At 74.3% G+C, this 18,135-nt stretch carries 14 protein-coding genes and 1 pseudogene; 7 read left to right on the forward strand and 8 right to left on the reverse strand.

From position 1 onward, the window contains the following. Positions 1-78: 78 nt before the first annotated feature. Positions 79-642 (forward strand): DUF1707 and FHA domain-containing protein, encoded by a 564-nt coding sequence (locus ACFWFZ_RS18480; RefSeq protein WP_387123542.1) that lies wholly within the window; start codon positions 79-81, stop codon positions 640-642. A gap of 176 nt (positions 643-818) precedes the next feature. Here the strand turns inward: ACFWFZ_RS18480 and ACFWFZ_RS18485 are convergent, their stop codons facing one another. Both ACFWFZ_RS18485 and treY read right to left on the reverse strand, forming a co-directional pair. Beyond that, positions 819-2,210, reverse strand: coding sequence for a M14 family zinc carboxypeptidase (locus ACFWFZ_RS18485; protein WP_387123544.1), 1,392 nt, complete (start codon positions 2,208-2,210; stop codon positions 819-821). Positions 2,211-2,446: 236 nt separating this feature from the next. Continuing rightward, the gene (gene treY / locus ACFWFZ_RS18490; RefSeq protein WP_387123546.1) at positions 2,447-4,738 is read right to left on the reverse strand and encodes a malto-oligosyltrehalose synthase; all 2,292 of its coding nucleotides are present in this window, start codon (positions 4,736-4,738) and stop codon (positions 2,447-2,449) included. Between the two features lie 99 nt (positions 4,739-4,837). Here treY and ACFWFZ_RS18495 point away from each other — a divergent pair, with 99 nt between their 5' ends. Beyond that, complete coding sequence (locus ACFWFZ_RS18495) at positions 4,838-4,996, forward strand: hypothetical protein (RefSeq protein ID WP_387123548.1); 159 nt, start codon at positions 4,838-4,840, stop codon at positions 4,994-4,996. Here the strand turns inward: ACFWFZ_RS18495 and glgX are convergent. Then, positions 4,981-7,095, reverse strand: a complete 2,115-nt coding sequence (glgX, locus tag ACFWFZ_RS18500) for a glycogen debranching protein GlgX (RefSeq protein ID WP_387123613.1) — start codon at positions 7,093-7,095, stop codon at positions 4,981-4,983. The genes ACFWFZ_RS18495 and glgX overlap by 16 nt on opposite strands. A gap of 284 nt (positions 7,096-7,379) precedes the next feature. Between glgX and ACFWFZ_RS18505 the strand changes: the two genes are divergently transcribed. Further along, positions 7,380-8,657, forward strand: coding sequence for an SAV2148 family HEPN domain-containing protein (locus ACFWFZ_RS18505; protein ID WP_387123550.1), 1,278 nt, complete (start codon positions 7,380-7,382; stop codon positions 8,655-8,657). A 100-nt stretch (positions 8,658-8,757) separates the two neighbouring features. Next, positions 8,758-9,495 carry a 3'-5' exonuclease gene (locus ACFWFZ_RS18510; protein ID WP_387123552.1) on the forward strand — a complete coding sequence of 246 codons (738 nt, stop codon included), beginning with the start codon at positions 8,758-8,760 and terminating at the stop codon, positions 9,493-9,495. Positions 9,496-9,689: 194 nt separating this feature from the next. On the opposite strand, the gene ACFWFZ_RS18515 is transcribed toward ACFWFZ_RS18510, so the two are convergent. From ACFWFZ_RS18515 to ACFWFZ_RS18535, 5 genes are all read right to left on the reverse strand, one after another. Next, the gene (locus ACFWFZ_RS18515; RefSeq protein ID WP_387123554.1) at positions 9,690-10,475 is read right to left on the reverse strand and encodes an alpha/beta fold hydrolase; all 786 of its coding nucleotides are present in this window, start codon (positions 10,473-10,475) and stop codon (positions 9,690-9,692) included. Positions 10,476-10,504: 29 nt separating this feature from the next. Further along, positions 10,505-11,185 (reverse strand): alpha/beta fold hydrolase, encoded by a 681-nt coding sequence (locus tag ACFWFZ_RS18520; RefSeq protein ID WP_387123556.1) that lies wholly within the window; start codon positions 11,183-11,185, stop codon positions 10,505-10,507. 73 nt (positions 11,186-11,258) lie between these two features. Then, a complete protein-coding gene (locus ACFWFZ_RS18525) occupies positions 11,259-12,158 on the reverse strand; it encodes a phosphotransferase enzyme family protein (protein WP_387123558.1) in 900 nt (299 codons plus the stop codon). 16 nt (positions 12,159-12,174) lie between these two features. Continuing rightward, positions 12,175-13,101, reverse strand: a complete 927-nt coding sequence (locus ACFWFZ_RS18530) for an SDR family oxidoreductase (protein ID WP_387123560.1) — start codon at positions 13,099-13,101, stop codon at positions 12,175-12,177. Then, complete coding sequence (locus tag ACFWFZ_RS18535) at positions 13,098-13,724, reverse strand: TetR/AcrR family transcriptional regulator (RefSeq protein WP_387123562.1); 627 nt, start codon at positions 13,722-13,724, stop codon at positions 13,098-13,100. The genes ACFWFZ_RS18530 and ACFWFZ_RS18535 overlap by 4 nt, the downstream gene beginning before the upstream one ends. 130 nt (positions 13,725-13,854) lie before the next feature. Between ACFWFZ_RS18535 and ACFWFZ_RS18540 the strand changes: the two genes are divergently transcribed. The 3 genes and pseudogenes from ACFWFZ_RS18540 to ACFWFZ_RS18550 all read left to right on the forward strand — a co-directional run bounded on the left by ACFWFZ_RS18540 (position 13,855) and on the right by ACFWFZ_RS18550 (position 18,132). After that, complete coding sequence (locus ACFWFZ_RS18540) at positions 13,855-16,164, forward strand: FUSC family protein (RefSeq protein ID WP_387123564.1); 2,310 nt, start codon at positions 13,855-13,857, stop codon at positions 16,162-16,164. After that, a pseudogene (mgt, locus tag ACFWFZ_RS18545) lies at positions 16,165-17,402 on the forward strand (macrolide-inactivating glycosyltransferase). Between the two features lie 181 nt (positions 17,403-17,583). Next, the gene (locus ACFWFZ_RS18550) at positions 17,584-18,132 is read left to right on the forward strand and encodes a DUF1697 domain-containing protein (protein ID WP_387123566.1); all 549 of its coding nucleotides are present in this window, start codon (positions 17,584-17,586) and stop codon (positions 18,130-18,132) included. Positions 18,133-18,135 lie beyond the last annotated feature (3 nt).

Genomic DNA, 18,135 nt, shown 5'->3' on the forward strand with positions numbered 1-18,135 from the left:
AGGCTTATCGTGCCCATCATTCCGGGCGTGGCGGGGGAGTTCTGGACACTCCGCCCCCGACGGGCCGACAATCACCCTGTGACGTCGAGTTTCGAACTTCCTGCCTTCCCCGCGCCGCGGCTGTCGGACGCCGAGCGAGACCGTGCGCTGGGCCAGCTCAGGGAGGGCGCGGCCCTCGGCAAGCTGTCCCACGACACCTTCCTGCGCCGCATGGAACTCGCCCTGGTGGCACGCCGTTCCGAGGACCTCGCGGTCCTGACCGCCGACCTCCAGACCAGGGAGGCCGCCGAAAGCCCGTGGACCCGTCGGCTGTTCGGCTGGGTCGGCCGGGTCTCGGCGGTGTCCGCCGGTGTCCGGCGCGCCTGGACGGCCGAGCGGCTGCCCAAGCTGCTGCTGCCGCACCCGAGCGCGGCGGCCCTGCGGATCGGCCGCGACCCCGGCAACGGGCTGCGGCTCAGCCACGAGACCGTCTCCCGGATGCACGCGGAACTGAGCCTGCGCGACGGGGTGTGGGTGCTCAAGGACCTCGGCTCCACCAACGGGACCGCCGTCAACGGACGCCGGGTGACGGGCTCCGCGGTCGTCCGCGACGGCGACCAGGTCAGCTTCGGGAACATGAGCTTCCGGCTTTCGGCGGGCTGAGCCCGGGCCACGCGCGCACGGCCGGGACCTCCGCCGGCGTCGACGCCGGATACGCGGCCTGCTCGGCCGAGTTCGCCTTGGCGGGACGCGCGGGACCAACTGCAGGGGGACTGCCTCCACCCGGCCGCGGCGGCCCGCGGCCAGGGTCTCGGCGCCGACGCGCGCCCCGGGTCGCACTACGTCCCGCCCGCGGCGCGGCCGGCCGCCACGAGCTTGTCGTAGGCGGCCAGGACGGCACGGGACTGGTGTTCCACCTGGGTGGCCACCGGGATCCAGCGGGCCCCGAACCGCGCCGCGAACTCCTCGCACCACCCGGTGACCAGCCGGTCCAACCCGGGCGCCGCGGGATGCCCCTCGGCGCGCAGGACCCGCAGCAGCATCGCCGCCGCGCGCAGCGACAGCCGCCGCCCGAAGGCGTCGATGCTCGCGATGTACGCCGCCGTGGCCTCCGCGGGGGCGCCGGGACCGGTCCACTCGGCGGTGATCCGCGGGATCAGCGCGAGCGTCCAGTCCACCGCGCGCAGCAGCGGGGCCGGGGCCGGGTCCTCGTACCCGCCCGGGGGTGGCCGGTCCGGGCCCCGGTCCCGGGCGGGGTTCGCGTCCAGGTCCCGGCTCCGGGCCTGCTCCCGGGCCGCTCCGACGAGCGCGGAGTCCGCCGTGAGCCGCCCCGCCAGCATCCGCAAAGCGCCGCGCGGGTCGGGGTGCGGGGCCGGATCGTCCACCAGGTCGGAGGCCCACATGGGGACTTCGACGATCGCGGTGGTGCCGCCGTAGCGGTGGGCGTGGTACCAGGTGCTCAGCCGGGTGTCCTCCGGGTGGAACGCCCCGGCGGCCGCGCTCCCCGGCTCAGGGATCACGAAGATCCCGGGCCCCGGCGAGGGCCAGCCGGCGGCGTCCGAGGCCCCGTTCTCCACCGGGATGCGCAGATCGGCGGCCGATTTGGCGAACGGCTCGGCGAGGCCGGGTATGTCCCGGGTGAGCTGCACCCAGGTGCCGCCGAGATCGGTGGCGTGCAGGGAGACCTGGAGCACGGGCCGCAGCTCGTCGATGAGCGCGGTCAGCGCCAGCGTCTCCGGCGGCAGCCGGTCCGCGGGCAGTAAAGACGGCGCCCACTCGGGCTGTTCGGGCCCGGGCGGCCGGAAGAAGTACCGGTGGTAGTCCAGCAGCGAGTACGGGCGGGGGGTGCGGTGCAGATCCGCACCGTCCGGGTCGGCGCAGAGCAGGAAGTGCCAGGCGCAGCCGGCCCGGGGCGCAGGGTCGCGCAGCAGCCGGCGGGCGAGCGAGAGCGCCGTGGCGCCGCCGACGGGCTCGTTGGCGTGAGCCCCGGCGACGACCAGGACACTGTGGGCGTCCCCGCCGGCCGTGCCCGCCGTGCAGGCCATGCCCGCCGTGCCCGCCGTGCCGATCGCGTCGACCGGGCCGGCTGTCGCCGTCGCGGCGACCGACAGCACCCAGATCGGCTGCCCGGCCCGCGAGGTGCCGGCCTGGCGGAGCCGGACCTCGCCGGGGTGTTCGTCCGCGAGCGCACGGGCGGCCAGCCCGAGTTCCTGCGGTGTGGGGTAGCACATGTCACGGAGGAGAGTCACAAGGGATGCCATGCCCGCCGGGCCCGCCGCCTACTGCTGTACGGGCCCCGCAGTTCCCCGGAGCTGCGGGGAAACCCCTGGCCAAGGCTGCGCCGGCGCCTCCCCGGCCCGCTGGGCTACTGCTGGTGCAGGCCCCGGCCCGCCAGGCTCAGGAAGGCCGCGGCCTTCGCGGAACCCTCGGGGACCCGACCAGCACGGGGCCGGCCGCCTGCGGGCCCTCAGCGGCGGAGCCAGACGCCCACCGGGCTGCCGTCCAGCAGGGCTGTCACCTCGGCTGAACCGCTGAGCGCGGTACGCGGGCCCGGGTCGGCGGACGGGGGCAGGACCGGGGTCCACGTGCCGGGTGGCAGGTCCAGCCGGGTGTCGCGCCAGCCGCCCGCCGCCGCCAGCCGGTGGGACAGCCGGGTGGCCGCCACCAGCAGGCCCGGGGCCCGGGTGAAGGCCACCAGGTGATCCGCGGCCGGACCCCGGGCCGCGACGGGGGCGTAGCCCCGGAACAGTTCCGGCCGGTCCCGGCGCAGCCGCAGCAGCACCGCCGTGAGGGCCAGCTTCTCCTCGGCCGGGCCCTGCGGGGCGGCCCCCGCGTCCAGCCGCGCCAGCACCTCGCGCGGAAAGTGCGCCGGGCGCCGGTTGTCCGGGTCGACCAGCGCCCGGTACTCGGTCTCCGCGCCCTGGTAGACCTCCGGGACGCCCGGCATCGCCAGGTGCAGCAGCGCCATGCCGAGCAGATTGGCGCGGGCCGCCTCCGCGAGGTCCGCCGGGAGGTCGAGCGGGGCCGGGGCGTAGCCGGGGACGCCGGCCTCGTACTCCTCGTCCGGGTCGGTCCAGCGGGTGTGCAGGGCGGCTTCGCGAGCCCCCTTGAGCAGGGCGTCGGCCAGGCGCGGCACCGCCTCGGGGGCCGGGCCGAGCCCGAGCGCGGTCTGCCGGGCCACCCAGGCCAGGTGGGGGTCGCGGGCGGTCTTCTCGCCGGCCGGGGCGTCGGGGGAGGCCATCAGCTCCGGCGCCTGGGACAGCGCCGAGATCCGGGCCCTGACGTCAGCGCTGCGCTTGGTGTCGTGCGTGGACAGCACCGTGCCGCTCCAGGGCCAGTCCCGCGCCAGCGCGGCGCAGTACGCGTGGAACTCCTCGGGCGACACCGCCGGACGCCCGGGCTCCCCGCCCACCTCGGTGGCCGACAGCAGCGGCGTGTACCGGTAGAAGGCCCGGTCCTCAAGGGACTTGGCACGCAGGGCCGCCGAGGTCTGGGCGAAGCGCGCGGCGAAGGCCGGGTCCCGCAGCAGCAGCTCCCGTACGCCGGCCACCGCGGCCGGACCGGCCAGCTCGGACGCCCGCTCCAGCGCCTGCGGCGGCAGCTCCGGCTCGCCCGGATAGGGCCGGTAGACGGGAAACGCGATCAGCAACTCGCGCACAGCACACGCAAGTTCCGCGCCGGCCCGGCGCTCCAGCGCCCCCAGTTCGGCGGCCAGGTCGCCGGTCAGCACCTCCCGCGCGCAGGCCCGGGCCGTCTCCGGCCACTGCGGCAGGCCGGTGGACTCCGCGTACCGGGCAGCCAGTTCGGCGGCGCCCGCCGGATCGGTGAACACTCCGTCGACCCGGTGCAGGGCGTCGTACCCGGTGGTCCCCGCCACCGGCCATCCGGCCGGCAGCCGCTCGTGGCGGGCCAGGATCTTCTCGACCACCACCCAGCAGCCGTCGCCCGCCGCGGCCCGCAGCCGGCCCAGGTACTCCTCCGGGTCGGCGAGGCCGTCCACGTGGTCGATCCGCAGGCCCTGTGCGACACCGTCGCGGACCAGCTCCAGCACCTTCGCGTGGGTGGCCGTGAACACCTCGGGGTCCTCCACCCGGACCCCGATCAGTTCCGAAATGGTGAAGAAACGACGGTAGTTGAGCGCGGCCGGGGTCTCCCGCCACCACACGGGCCGGTACCACTGCGCGGCGAGCAGCTCCGGCAGCGGCAGGCCCGCGGTGCCCTCCCGCAGCGGGAACTCCTGCTCCCCGTGCCGCAGCACTCCGCCGTCGACCCGCAGGTCGCAGGAGTCCACGGGGCCGGGGAGCAGCGGGAGCGCGACCCGCCCGCCGCCCGCCTCCCAGTCGATGTCGAACCAGCGCGCGTACGGCGAGCCGGGCCCGTCCCGCAGAACCTCCCACAGCGGCCGGTTCAGCCGCAGCGGCGCCGGTACCGCCATGTGGTTGGGCACGATGTCGAGGACCAGGCCGAGACCGTGGGCGCGGGCCGCCCCGGCCAGGGCCCGCAGGCCGGCCTCGCCGCCCAGCTCGGCCCGTACGCGGGAGTGGTCGGTGACGTCGTACCCGTGGGTCGATCCGGGCGCCGCCTCCAGGACGGGGGAGAGGTGCAGGTGCGACACGCCGAGCGAGGCGAGGTACGGCACGGCCGCCTCGGCCGCCGCGAAGGGGAATTCCGGGCGCAGTTGGAGACGGTAGGTCGACGCCGGAGTGACAGGACTCGGAACATCAGATTCCGATGCGGGGGTCGGGCGCGGCTGGCTCATGAGAACGTACGTACCCAACCTGCCGGATTCCGTGCCATGACCCCATGCATCCGAGTGACTGCGCCCGGTTAGTGTCGATCAAGTGGTTGAACCGTCGCCGTGGGGGCGGCCGCGCTCTGCCTGGCCCTGGCCTTCGTCACCCGCGTGCCCGCCGCCCGTACGCCCGCGGAGCCGGACCGGGCCGCGGGGCCGGACCTGGCCGCCGAGCCGGAGCCGGGCCGACGGCCGGCCCAGGGCCCCGCCTACGCCGGCCGCTGAAGCACCACCAGGCACCGCCCCGTCAGCGCCACCCGGTCGCCGGCCGCGTACTGCGGCCCGGTGCCGGGCGGCAGGACGTCCGCCCGGGAGGTGTCCACCACCAGCCGCCACTGTGCGCCGTGCCCTGGCGGAACGGTGAAGTCCTGCGGCTCCGCCCCCGCGTTGAACATCAGCAGGAACGAATCGTCGGTGATCCGCTCCCCGCGGCTGCCCGGCTCGGAGATCGCCTCCCCGTTGAGGAACACCGTCAGCGCCCGCGCGTGCTGCGCCTGCCAGTCCCGCGCCCGCATCTCCTCGCCGTGCGGGGTGAACCAGGCGATGTCGGAGAGCTCGTCGTGCGTCCCCTCCACCGGCCGTCCGTGGAAGAAGCGGCGCCGCCGGAACACCGGGTGGTCGCGCCGCAGCCACACCATCCGCCGCGTGAACTCCAGCAGCGACGGCGCCGGCTTGCCGGGCTCCGGCCAGGCGACCCACGACAGTTCGTTGTCCTGGCAGTAGGCGTTGTTGTTGCCGCCCTGCGTGCGGCCGAACTCGTCGCCGTGGCTGAGCATCGGCACGCCCTGGGACAGCAGGAGCGTGGCCGTGAAGTTGCGCATCTGCCGCTCGCGCAGCGCAAGGATCTCCGGATCCTCCGTCGGGCCCTCCACCCCGCAGTTCCAGGACCGGTTGTGGCTCTCGCCGTCCCGGTTGCCCTCCCGGTTGGCCTCGTTGTGCTTCTCGTTGTACGAGACGAGGTCGTTCAGGGTGAACCCGTCGTGGCAGGTGGTGAAGTTGATGGACGCCAGCGGGCGCCGCCCGTCGTCCTGGTAGAGGTCCGAGGAGCCGGTCAGCCGCCCCGCGAACTCCGCGAGCGTCCGCGGCTGCCCGCGCCACAAGTCCCGTACGGTGTCACGGTACTTGCCGTTCCACTCCGTCCACAGCGGCGGGAAGTTGCCCACCTGGTAGCCGCCCTCGCCCAGGTCCCACGGCTCCGCGATCAGCTTCACCTGGCTGACCACCGGGTCCTGCTGCACCAGGTCGAAGAACGACGACAGCCGGTCCACCTCGTGGAACTGCCGGGCCAGCGTCGCCGCGAGATCGAAGCGGAAGCCGTCCACGTGCATCTCGGTGACCCAGTAGCGCAGCGAGTCCATGATCAGCTGGAGCACGTGCGGGGAGCGCATCAGGAGGGAGTTCCCGGTGCCCGTGGTGTCCATGTAGTGCCGCGGATCGTCCGACAGCCGGTAGTACGAGGCGTTGTCCAGCCCCCGGAAGGACAGCGTCGGCCCGAGGTGGTTGCCTTCGGCGGTGTGGTTGTAGACGACGTCGAGGATCACCTCGATCCCCGCCTCGTGCAGGGCCCGCACGGCCGACTTGAACTCCAGCACCTGCTGGCCGCGGTCCCCCGAGGCGTAGCCGTTGTGCGGGGCGAAGAAGCCGATCGTGTTGTAGCCCCAGTAGTTGCTCAGCCCGTCGTTGACCAGCCGGTGGTCGTTGACGAACTGGTGCACCGGCATCAGCTCCAGCGCCGTGACCCCGAGCTTGGCGAGGTGGCCGATGACCGCCGGGTGCGCGAGCGCCCCGTACGTACCGCGCAGCTCCTCGGGCAGCTCCGGATGGCGCATGGTCAGGCCCTTGACGTGCGCCTCGTACAGCACGGTGTGGTGGTACTCGTGGCGCGGCGGCCGGTCGTTGGCCCAGTCGAAGTACGGGTTCACCACCACCGAGCTCATGGTGTGCGGGGCGGAGTCCAGGTCGTTGCGGGAGTCGGGGCGGCCGAAGTGGTAGCCGTACACCGCCTCGTTCCAGTTCACACTGCCGCTGATGGCCCGTGCGTACGGGTCCAGCAGGAGCTTCGCCGCGTTGCAGCGGCGGCCGCGCTCCGGTTCGTAGGGGCCGTGCACGCGGAAGCCGTAGCGCTGACCCGGCATGATGCCGGGCAGGTACGCGTGGCGGACGAAGGCGTCCGTCTCCCGCAGCTCGACGGCGGTCTCGGACCCGTCGTCGTGGAGGAGGCACAGCTCGATGCGCCGGGCGGCCTCGGAGTAGACGGCGAAATTGGTGCCGGCACCGTCGTAGGTGGCGCCGAGGGGATACGCCTGTCCTGGCCAGACCTGCATAGACAACGACTCTTCCCTGGTGTCGAAGACGTCCCGGATGATCCGGCTTGGACCGCGTCACTGCCAGATCTTCCCCGAAAGAGGGGCCGCAAGCGCGGACTTGGGAGTGCTCCTACCGGGTGACCCGCGGACCCGACAGTCAGGTCAGCGGACTGTCCGCGCATCGGATAATGGGTCAATGGACGGTCCGTGTGCGGGCCATCGGGCTGCACCGGGCCGCGCGCGCGGGATACCCTTCCGTGATCACTGGAGACGGGCGTCCAGACGCAGAAGGCGGTGCACGGGTGAGCTCGGGAGGTCTGGAGCTGCCCCCTGGTGACAGCAGTCACGAGGGTGGCCCGGCGGACGCCCCAGGTGGTGTCCCCGGCGGGGCGCCGACGGGGATCCCGGCAGGGGCGGTCTCCCTGGCGGGCGGGCCGGCGGAGGCCGGGAGCGCCCGGGCCGGCGCCGAACTGGACTGGGGCGCGGACGCCTGGAGCGAGGTCCGTACACGGGCGCAGCGGGCGGGCCGGGCGTACATCTGGCTCAACCTGATCGAACAGCGGCTGCGGTCGGTGGTCGGCGCGGTGCTGCGGCCGATCTACGAGCCGGTGCACGGCGGGGACGACTGGGTCGTCGCGGCCGCCGGTCCCGCCGGGCAGGAGTGGGTGCAGCGGGCCGTCGCCGTGCGCGAGGTCAGCCGGCGCAAGGGCTACCTCCTCGACTCCGCCGACGACAACGTGCTCAGCTTCCTGACCCTGCCGCAGCTGCGGGAACTGATGGTCCAGCACTGGCCCTGCTTCGAGCCGTACTTCGACGACCGCCGCGAGATCGAGGTGGCCCTGGACGAGCTGGAGGTCACCCGCAACGTCGTCTCCCGCAACCGGGCCCTGTCGCGGCCCGTGCTGGAGCAGGCGGAGCGGGCCTCGGCGCGGCTGCTGGAGGTACTGGGCGGGGGCTCGGGCAGCCCGGCCGCGGACCGGCTGCCGATCGACGCCGTCGAGGACCTGGTGGGCGACCGGTACGCGGACGTCGTCTCCGTCCACCCGGACCGGGTGCGGCTCCAGCGCAACCTGCCGGCGGAGGACCTCTTCGGGGGTGCGCGACGGCTCGACGCCATCGGGATAGGCCTCAACCTGCTGGTGCAGAACTTCTCGGGGCGAAGACTCGTCCGGCTGACGGAGGCGGGCTGCCGGGTGCGGCTGCTGTTCCTGAACCCGGCGAGCAGCGCGGTCAAACGGCGCGAGCGGGAGCTGGGGCTGCGCAAGGGGGAGCTGAGCCGCTCGGTGGAGATGAACATCCTGCACGTGCGGCGGGTCCGGGCGGGGCTGCGGGACCCCTCGCGCTTCGAGATCCACGTCTTCGACGAGACGCCGCGCTTCACCGCCTATCTGGTCGAGGGGCAGTCGTCGGGCATAGCGGTGGTCCAGTCGTACCTGCGGCGGGCGCGGGGCATGGAATCGCCGGTGCTGGTGCTGCGGGGCGGCGGCCGGGGGGTGCCCAAGGACGCGGACCACGGGCTGTTCGCGACGTACCAGGAGGAGTTCGAGTCGATGTGGGAGGACTCCCGCCCGGTGTCGTGAGCGCCGTGACCGCTGCCGCAGGGGCCCGTCGTCGGGCTTGTCAGTGGCCCGTGGCAGGCTGAAACCCGTTGACCGAAGGTGTACGGGGGAGGGACACGGGGTGGAGGACCAGCGCGGTACGGGGGGCTGGCACGGCCGGGTGCTGATCGGGTTCGACCTGGAGACGACCGGCACGGAGCCGGGCGAGTCGAGGATCGTGACGGCGGCGGTGGTCGAGGTGCGCGGCGGTGCGGTGCACGAGCGGCGCGGCTGGCTCGCGGATCCGGGGATACCGATCCCGGAGGGCGCCTCGGCCATCCACGGGATCAGCACCGAGCGGGCGGTCGCGGAGGGCCGCCCGGTGCGGGAGGTCGCCGACGAGGTCGCGGAGGCGCTGGTCGCGCACTGGCGTACGGGAGCGGTGGTCGTCGCGTACAACGCGGCCTTCGACCTCACCCTGCTGAGCGCCGAACTGGCCCGGCACGGGCTGCCTTCGCTGGCCGACCGGCTGGGCGGCGAGGAGACCGGTCCGGTGGTGGACCCGCTGACCATCGACCGGGCCGTGGACCGCTTCCGACGCGGCAAGCGGACCCTGGAGGCGGTGTGCGGGGTGTACGGGGTCACGCTGGAGGAGGCGCACGACGCCGGCGCGGACGCGCTGGCCGCGGTCCATGTGGCCCGCGCGATAGCCGAACGGCATCCGCAGGTGGCCGAGCTGACCCCGGCCGACCTGCACGCCCGCCAGGGCAGCTGGCACGCCCGCTGGGCCCGGGACTTCCAGTCCTACCTCCGCCGCCAGGGCACTCCGGACGCGGTGATCGACACGGCCTGGCCCCTGCGCACCCTGATCCCGGCCTGAGGGCGGCCCGCCCGAAGGGCCGGGCGTCCCTCCGAAGGCGCGGCAGCGGCGGTAGTGCTGTGACCGCCGAGGTTCACCGGGTCGCGGCGCCCGGCACGGCGCCTCGCCGCGTTGTCGGACCACGCATGTACGGCCGGTACGAGCCGTGGCCCTCCGCCTTGCGAGGCGCCGCACCGTGCACCGCGACCAGTCTTCTAGCGGGCGAGGAACGGAGTGAGTGCCGCTGTGAGTTCGGTGGGGGCGTCCAGTGCGATGAGGTGGGCGGCCGTCGGGAACTCGACCAGGGCGGCGCCCGGGATCTCGGCGGCGTAGCGCCTGGCGATGTCCTGGAAGTCGGCGACGTCGAGCGTGCCGATCCCGACCAGGGTGGGGGCCGAGATGCCGGACAGGTCGCCCCGCGCGACACCCTGCGAGTGCTCGCCGACGACGTCCTGGTTCACCAGCGACGTGCGGATCGGGTCACGGAGCCGGTCGGCCAGTCCGGTGGCGACGTCGTCCCACGTACGGGCCGGCCCGCGCACCCACATGTCGAGGTTCGTGGCGACGGCGGCGTCCAGGTCGCCCGCGGCCAGGGCCGCGGTCTCCGCCTCGTCGTACGCGATCATCTCGGCGCCCCAGCCGTACCCCGGCCACGGCGCGGCCAGCAGCGCGAGGGAGTGCACCCGGTCCGGATGGGTGAGGGTGAAGTCCACGGCCACGCGGCCACCCCAGGACGCACCGACGAGCCGGACGCGCTCGTGGCCGAGGTGGTCCAGGAGCCGGCGCAGATCGCCGGCCTCGGTGAAGGGACCGCTCGGCGGAGCGGACTGTCCGAAGCCGCGCAGGTCGTAGCGGATGACGGTGTACCGCTCCGCGAGGGCGGGCACGACCGCGTCCCACATGCGGTGGTCGGCGATGCCGGCGTGCACGAGCACGACGGGCGGCCCGTCGCCGGTGACGACGTAGGAAAGGTGCCCGTGGTCGTCGGGGAGTGTGATCATCCGGAAATGTTCGCAGGTCGCCCCCCTGCTCACCACCCCCAGGGGCCGGGGGTGCGGGCAGTGGGCAGCTCCTGCAGGAGTGCCGCGATGAGGCCGGGCCGGCCCACGAACGGGGAGTGCCCCGTCTGCCACTCGCGAACGTCGGGGCAGCGTGAGGCCATCCTGCGTTGGAGGACCGGGTCGATGGCCCGGTCCTGCGCACAGATGACGTAGGTGGAGGGAACGTGCTTCCAGCTCTGGCGCTCGGGGACCCCTCGTCCGCAGCCGGGGGCTTGCGCACGCAGGAGGCCGACCGCACGGGCGGCGAGGGGTTCGGGGCAGTCACCGTAGAGGACGTCGACGGCGCGGCCGGGGTGCATGCGGGTCGAGCCGTCGGGCTCGGACTCGATGGCGTTCCGGAGCTGCCGGGACGCACCGCCCAGGCCGGCCGCGCTTTCGCCCGCGTCCGGCACGAAGGCCGCCAGATAGACCAGGTGCCCCGCTCCACGCACGCCTGTGATCACCGATCCGCCGTAGGAGTGGCCGAGCACGAGCGGGGGCTCCGCCAGCGCATCCACGGCGGCCTGGACGGCAGCCGTGTCCGCGGACAGTGAGCCCCGGTGGAGCTCGGGAACGACAACCTCGGTTCCCGCTGTCCGTAGCAGTTCCGCCAGCCCGTCGAAGTGCTCGGGACGGTGATACAGACCATGGACGAGCACCACAGCGGCCAACTCGCCCGCCTCCTCGGATCGACAACAGGCCGGTGGGCCGCTCCTTCTCCCGCGCTGGAACTCCAGACAGTACCTAGAACGAATGCCACCGCGTGTGCGGGTCGCCGCTTCGGAGGGAGGCTACGCGGCGGTGGAACTCGGTGCGTGCCGAGGGGTTGGCGGGTGCGTGTTGGGCCACCCAGGCACAGCTGGCCGTTTCGCGGGCGCCGCGCAGGACCGCGCAGCCCTCCCAGTCGCGGACGTCCCAGCCGTACGCCGCCGTGAACGCCTCGTACTCCCCGGCGGGCATGCCGTACCGGTCGCGGGACAGGGCCATCACCACCAGGTCGTGCTCGCGCAGGTCGGCCGATACGGTCTCCAGGTCGACCAGGACCGGGCCGTCCGGGCCCACGTGGACGTTGCGGGGCAGGGCGTCGCCGTGGACCGGGCCCGGCGGCAGGTGCGGGGTCAGGGCCGCGACCTCGTCCGCGAAGGCGTCCCGGCGGGAGCGCAGGTACGCCGCGTCGGCCGGGTCCACGGAGTCCCCCGCCAGCCGCAGCCAGCGCTCGACCCCGCCCAGCAGATCCCGCGGCGGCAGGGCGAACGGCGGTTCGGGCAGGGCGTGGACGGCCCGCAGCAGCACCGCCAGGTCCTCGGGCCCGGCGGGCCGCACCGCCTCCGGGAGCCGGTGCCACAGGGTCAGCGGATGCCCGCCTACCAGCCGCGCCTTCGGCTCGGCCGCGCGGACGGCGGGGACGCCGGACGCGGCGAACCAGTCGGCCACCGCCAGTTCGCGTTCGGCCCGCTCCAGCAGTGCGGCCTCCCGGCCCACCTTGACCACGAGGCCGCCGACGGCGAACACGGCGTTCTCGCCGAGCGCGAGCAGCGCGGGCTCCGTGTCCCCGGCCCCCACCCCCGACCCGGCCGCCACCCCGGCCCCCGCCCCGGTGAGGCCCGCCGCCCTCAGTACGTCCCTCGCCCGCGCTTCGTCCATGCCGCTGTTCTACCAGTCAGAGGGGGTCGCCGAGCGGGCCGTACCGCGCCTGAAGGTTCTTCGCCCAGTGGGCGGCGAAGTCGGGCCGGGTGCCGTCGGCGTCGGTGAACCCGTACTCCTGGTAGAGACCCCAAGTGGCCACGGCCCGGCCGGTCTTGAACATGATCTGCGGGTCGGCGGCCAGCGCCGCGACCGCCCGGCCCAGGTACGCGGGGGATTCGGAGTGGGCGAAGTCCGGGTCCTGCGCCACGCCGTCGCGCCAGTCGGCCTCGGTGACGCCGAAGTGGTCGAGCACGGCCTCCGAGCGCAGGAACCCGGGCGTGATCGCCACGGCGGCGACACCGTGCGGCCTGAGCTCGGCGGACTGCGCGAAGGCGAGGCGGATCACCGCCGACTTCGCCAGGTCGTAGAAGAACGAGCCGCGGTAGCGGGCGGTGTTGCCGTCGGTGACCTCGACCACCAGGCCGCTTCCGCGGGCGACCATGAGCGGCAGTGCGAACCGGCTCGTGGTCACGTGGGTCTCCACGGCCTGCCGCAGCAGCCGCAGACCGGTCTCCAAGTCCTGCTCCCACAAAGGGTGTTCCCAGTCGGTCAGCGGATCCCCGCCCCACACCGAGTTGACCAGGACGTCGAGCCGCCCGTCCTGTTCGGCGGCGATCCGCTCGACGAGTGCCCGGACCTCCTCGGGGCGCCTGTGGTCGGTGCGGACGGGGACACCCACCCCGCCCGCGGCCGTGACCCGCTCCGCCGTGTCCTCGATCGTCTCCGGGCGGTCCATGTCCGAGCGGTCGGCGCCGCTGCTGCGCCCGGTCACGTACACCGTCGCGCCGGCGGAGCCGAGCTCGACGGCGATGCCCCGTCCGCCGCCGCGCGTGCCGCCGGCGACCAGGGCCACCTTTCCGGCCAGGGGCCTGCCGGCCGGCGGGCGCGTGTCGGTCGTCATCGTTCCTCCGGTGCGTGGTGGCGCCGTGGCGGGTTCCGCGGCGGAAGATGGGGGAGCAGTACGGCGTCGAGCTCCTGCCGCAGCCGCTGCGCGAGGGTGCCTCGGCGATCGACGGCCCAGGTCAGGCCCGCACCGGCGGTGACCGCCTGCACGGTGCCGGCCAGCGCCGCGACATCGGCCCCGGCGCGGAGCTCGCCCGCGTCGACGGCCTCCGCCAGCAGTGCCTCGATCGCCCGTCGCTGGGCCCGGTGCACCGCCAGGGCGCGCTCGTACAGTTGCGGATCGGTGAGGTCCGTGCACAGGAAGGCCAGGTGGTGGGCGAAGCTCTCCGGCGTGTCCATCCCGGCCAGGTTCTGTGCGGTCAGCGCCGCCAGCGCTTCGAGCGCGGACGTCCCCGCGTCCCGTACGCGCCCGGCCGCCTCGTCCGCGTCCCTCGCGGACCGGTCGGCCAGCGCCAGGAGCAGACCGCGTTTGGAGCCGAAGCGCTGCACCAGCGTGCCGGGCACCAGGCCCACCTCCCGCGCCACGGCGGCCAGGGTGAGCCCCGTGGGTCCCACCCGGCCCATGACCTGCGCGGTCGCGCGCAGGATCACCTCGTCCTCGATCCCCCGGGGGCGTCCCACCGCCGCCCACCTCCCCCAGTTAATGAATGCCTGTTCATTTATTGATACGCCGAACCTCTCCCCGAGGCAAGGCCCGTCGCCTGAGATCCGGCGGGTGGTGGCTTCCCACCGGCGGCCCGATGCTGGAGGAGTGGGCGCCGAACGCGACGGACGCTGGGGCCGTGGCCCGGGGACGGTGGCGCGGCGCGCGATCCGCACCACCCTCGCCGCATGCGGCAGCTTCTACCTGTTCCTCTACGGGCTGGACCAGCCCGTGGCGGCCACCTACGCCCTCTTCGGCGTCGTGTCGATGGCCGCGCTCTCCCACATCCCCGGGACCGGCCGCCAGCGGGCGGCGGTCATGGCCAGGACCACGCCCGCGGGCTGGCTGCTGGTGACCGCCGGCACCTTCCTCGCGGTACGGACCTGGAGCGCCGTGGCGGGCATGCTGCTGATCGGCTTCGTGCTCGCCTTCGTGGCGGCGGCCGGCCCCCGCGCGGCAGGCGCGACCCCCGGGCTGCAACTGCTGTACATCCTGCCCAGCTTCCCGCCCTACGCCCCGGACACCCTCGGCCAGCGGCTCATCGGGCTCACCTTCGGACTCGTCCTGCTGGTCCTCGCCGAGCTCTACGTACTGCCCGAACCGCGCGGCCCCACCTACCGGCAACTGGCCGCCGACGCCGCGGTGGTCGCCGCGCGCTGCGCGGACGAGCTGGGCCGGGCGCCGTACACGCTGTCCCCCGGGACCGTGGCGGACGTCCGCGCGGCCGGCGAGTCACTGCGCCCCCTGCGGGTCGACGAGGCCGACCGCCCGGCGGGGCCGGGTCTGCGCGACCGGGCCCTGGCCCACGCGGGCCTGTCCGTCCGTACGCTCCTCGGCCGTATGCAGCACCTGCCGCCCCCGCCGCCGGGCAAGGTCCCGCTCAGGCCCGGGGCGGATCTGCTGGCCGCGGTCGGGCGGGCCGCCACCGAGACGGCCGCGCTCCTGTCCGGCACCGGCCGCGCGAACGACGAGGCGCTGACGCTGCGGAGGCTGCGCGACGAGGCCGCCGACCGCGCCGAGCACGAGGAGCAGGGCCTGACCGCCGCCCGCGGCCGGCGCCGGGCCGCGCTGCTGGAGGCCGCGGACGCCGGGGTGGCCTTCACCGTGGCATCGGACCTGGCGGTACACGGCCGACACGCTCGTATACCCGGCTCCGGCTCGGGCTCCGGCCCCGTCGCAGCCGTGGACGCCGTCCGCTTCTGGTACGCGGGCCGCGGCGCCCCCTTGTTGTGGTGGCACCGGCTGGAGGCCCATGCCGGGCCCCGGTCAGTGTACTTCCAGAACGCCGTCCGGATCGCCCTCGCACTCGGCGCCGCACGGACCGTCGCGGGCGTGGAGTCGCTCCCGCACGGCTTCTGGGCGATGCTGGCCGTCCTCAGCCTGACCCGTACCACGGCCGCCCAGACCAAGGCGACGGTACGCCTGGCGCTCGCGGGCACGCTGCTCGGGGCGCTCCTGGCCGCGGGCGTCCTGGCCCTGGTGGGCGGGCGGACCGCCGTCTACGCCGTCGTCCTGCCGTTCGTCATGCTCGTCGCCTTCCGTGTCGGGCCGGTCCGGGGCGTGGGCTGGGCGCAGGGGATGTTCACCCTCGTCGTGTCCTTCGTCTTCGCGCAACTGGCGCCCGTGACCTGGCGGCTGGCCGAGGTCAGGTTGGTGGACGTGATCGTCGGCAGCATGATCGGCGTCGTCTTCGGGCTGCTCGCGTGGCCCCGGGGGGCCCAGGCCGAACTGCACCGGGCCGTCGCCGAGCTCCTGGAGCGGGAGGCCGAGACGGTCGAGCGCACCACGGCCGCCGTGGCGGCGGGTGTTCCGGGGACCGTTCCCGACGACCGGGCGCTCCAGCGCGCGCTGGCCCTGGCGGAGAGCGCGTACGCACAGCGCCAGAGCGAGCCGCGGGCGCCCGCGCAGGGTGCTCCGGACTGGCAGGCCGCCATGATGACGGGCCATCACGTGCTGTGGGGCTCGCGGCGGCTGCTGGCCCGTTCCGGACCCGTACTCGACCCCGCGCACCGAGACCGCCTGGGCGGCCGCACGGTCGAACTCGTCGCGGCGATGTGCGGGGCGGCGCGCCGAGCGGAAGCGGAACCGGCCACGGGCGCGCCGGGATCCCCCGCGCCCGGTGCAGGCCGACCGGCAGGGCCACCGCCGACGGCGGCGGCGGATGCCCGCGAGCAGGAGACCTCCGGGCCGGGCGCGGACGTGTGGGCCGACCGGGGCGTCGGCGGAGCGGCCCCCGCCGAGACCCCGCCCGGGCCCGGCACGGCCGTCGCGGCCGACGGCGAAGGGGGCGGGGCGTATCCCGATACACCCGAGAGCGTGGCCCCGTCGCGGTACTTCGGCGCGCTCGCCTGGCTCGAATCGCTCACCGTCGACGTCGACCGCGTGCTGGCTCCGCGGCGCGAGCAGCCGCGAAACTAGTTGCACGAGACGTATCGTCTCGCTATGGTCGGATCATGACCTCAGCCAAGCCCGCCCACATCGCCATGTTCTCCATCGCCGCCCACGGCCACGTGAACCCGAGCATCGAGGTGATCCGTGAGCTCGTGGCCCGCGGCCACCGCGTCAGCTACGCCATCCCCGCCTCCTTCGCCGAGAAGGTCGCGGAGACCGGCGCCACCCCCGTCGTCTACGCCTCCACCCTCCCCACCGACGACGAGCCGGAGGCCTGGGGCACCGAACTCATCGACAACCTGGAGCCCTTCCTGGACGACGCCGTCCAGGCCCTCCCGCAGCTCGCCGCTGCCTTCGAAGGCGACGAACCGGACCTCGTCCTCCACGACATCGCCTCCTACCCGGCGCCCGTCCTCGCCCACCGCTGGGGCGTCCCCGCCGTCTCCCTCTCCCCGAACCTCGTCGCCTGGGAGGGGTACGAACAGGAGGTGGCCGAGCCGATGTTCGCCGAACTGAAGGCCTCCGAGCGCGGGCAGGCGTACTACGCGAAGTTCGCCGCCTGGCTCACCGAGAACGGCCTCGGCGACCAGGTCGACCGCTTCCAGAGCCGCCCGCGCCGCAGCCTCGTCCTGATCCCCAGGGTCCTCCAGCCCCACGCCGACCGCGTCGACGAGACCGTGTACACCTTCGTCGGCGCCTGCCAGGGCGACCGCAGCGCCACCCAGGGCACCTGGAGCCGGCCCCCGGCCGCCGAGGGCAAGAAGGTCGTGCTCGTCTCGCTCGGCTCGGCCTTCACCAAGCAGCCCGCCTTCTACCGCGCCTGCATGGACGCCTTCGCCGACCTGCCGGACTGGTACGTCGTCCTGCAGATCGGCAAGTTCACCGACGAGGCGGACCTCGGCGAGGTCCCCGCCAACGCCGAGGTCCACCGCTGGGTTCCCCAGCTGGACATCCTGCGCCAGGCCGACGTCTTCATCACCCACGCCGGTGCCGGCGGCAGCCAGGAAGGGCTCGCCACCGCCACGCCTATGGTCGCCGTCCCCCAGGCCGTCGACCAGTTCGGCAACGCCGACATGCTGGCCTCCCTCGGCGTGGCCCGGCACGTCCCGATGGCCGACGCCGACGCCGCCACCCTGCGCGAGGCGGTCCTCTCCCTCACCGCCGACCCCGCCGTCGCCGTCCGAGCCGAGGAGATCCGGACCCGGATGGCCGCCGAGGGCGGCACCCGCCAGGCCGCCGACCTCATCGAGGCCGAACTGTCCTAGACATGGCCAGGCCGTGTCTTTCGGATCAGGCCGGATCAGCCCGCGGGGTCCGGCGCCGTGGATCGCAAGGCCGAGGAGGGAGTCGACGCGGAGCGTCGGCGACTGAGGAGAACGCGGCGAGGCGGGGTGCCGGACCCCGCGGGCCCGGCCCGATCCGAGAGACACGGCCTAAGGTGCCCCCATGACGAGGAAGTACGCGGCGCTGCTGCGCGGGATCAATGTCGGCGGCAGCAAGAAGGTCCCGATGGCGGAGCTCCGCTCCCTGCTGGAAGGGCTCGGGCACGGCGACGTGCGGACGTACCTGCAGAGCGGCAACGCCGTCTTCAGCAGCGCGAAGACCGACCCGGCGGCGCTCGCCCGGGAGTTGGAGGCCGCCATCGAGGCCCACTTCGGCTTCCGGGTCGCGTGCCTGGTGGTGGACGGTACGTACCTGCGCGCCGTCGCGGAGGCGTGCCCCTTCCCGGCCGCCGAGCTGGAGGGCAGGCAGCTCCACGCCACCTTCTTCTCCGAGCAGCCCGGCGTGGAGCGCTTCGCCGCGCTCGACGGGGACGCGTTCCTCCCCGAGGAGTACCGGCTCGGCGACCGCGTCGTCTACCTCTACACCCCCGACGGCCTGGGCCGCTCCAAACTGGCCGAGGCCCTCGCCAGACCCGCCGTCGTCAAGGGCATCGACGTCACCACCCGCAACTGGAACACCGTCGCCAAGCTCGTGGAACTGACCGCCCCCTGACCG

Origin of the sequence: Streptomyces sp. NPDC060232, assembly GCF_042726555.1 — a bacterium.
In the GTDB taxonomy this organism is placed as follows: Bacteria; Actinomycetota; Actinomycetes; order Streptomycetales; family Streptomycetaceae; genus Streptomyces.